At 76.8% G+C, this 1,196-nt stretch carries 1 protein-coding gene; it reads right to left on the bottom strand.

Annotated features, from left to right (window positions below; translation table 11 throughout):
- A partial coding sequence (locus VR45_RS41065; RefSeq protein WP_045945084.1) for a type I polyketide synthase occupies positions 1 to 1,196 on the bottom strand: 1,196 nt, incomplete at both ends.

The following is a 1,196-nucleotide window of genomic DNA, read 5'->3' as shown; positions in this document are numbered from 1 at the left end:
GCGGCCAGGTGCAGCGCGACCAGCGAGGAGGAGCAGGCGGTGTCCACGGTGACGGCCGGGCCCTCGAAGCCGAAGGAGTAGGAGATCCGGCCGGAGGCCACGCTGCCGGCGGTGCCGTTGCCGAGCCAGCCCTCCAGTTCGGCCGGCACCTCGCGGACCCGGGGCGCGTAGTCGTGGTACATCACGCCCGCGAAGACGCCGGTCCGGCTGCCGCGCAGGGCGGTCGGGTCGATGCCCGCGCTCTCCAGGGCCTCCCAGGTGGTCTCCAGCAGCAGCCGCTGCTGCGGGTCGGTGGCGATCGCCTCGCGGGGCGAGATGCCGAAGAACTCGGCGTCGAACTCGGCCGGCCGGTCGAGGAATCCGCCGTGCCGGGTGTAGGAGGTGCCGGGCTTGTCGGGGTCCGGGTCGTAGAGGTTGTCGAGGTCCCAGCCGCGGTCGTCCGGGAAGTCGGTGACGGCGTCCCGGCCCTCGCTCACCAGCCGCCACAGGTCGTCCGGGGTGGCCACGCCGCCGGGCAGGCGGCAGGCCATGCCGACGATGACGACCGGGTCGTCCTCGACGGCGGGCCGGACCGGGGCGGGGGTGCTCGCCACGGGCGCCGGGGCGGCGGTGGCGCCGAGGAGTTCGGTGCGCAGGTGCTCGGCGAGGGCGGTCGGGTTGGGGTGGTCGAAGACCAGGGTGGCCGACAGGCGCAGGCCGGTGGCGGCCGCGACCCGGTTGCGCAGCTCGACGGCGGACAGCGAGTCCACGCCGATGCTGGTGAACGACCGCTGGGCGCCGACCGCTTCGGCCTCGGTGCCGAGCACGGCGGACACCTCGGCGCGGACCAGCCGGAGCAGCTCCGCCTGCCGCTCGGCGTCGTCGGGCAGGGCGGCGAGCCGCTGGGCGAGGGCGCCCCGGCCGTCCCTTCCGGGGGTGGCGGCGGCGGTGCCGTGGGGTGCGACGCCGGCCGTGCGCCGGGTGGGCCGGACCAGGCCGCGCAGCAGCGGCGGCACCTCGTGCTGGGTCCGGTCCTGCTGCGTCCGCACGGCGGCGAGGTCGAGCGGGGCGGGCACCAGGGCCGCCCGGTCGCCCAGCCGCTGGGTGGCGTCGAACAGTCGCACGCCCTCGGCGGAGCCGATCGGCCGGATGCCGAAGCGGGCCAACCGGGCGTGGTCGGTGGCACTGAGGTGTTCGGTGATGCCGCTGGCCTCGGC

Origin of the sequence: Streptomyces sp. NRRL S-495 (assembly GCF_000966955.1) — a bacterium.
GTDB lineage: Bacteria > Actinomycetota > Actinomycetes > Streptomycetales > Streptomycetaceae > Kitasatospora > Kitasatospora purpeofusca.
The sequence above is the reverse complement of the archived record's forward strand: the minus strand, read 5'-3'. Positions and strand labels throughout refer to the sequence as shown.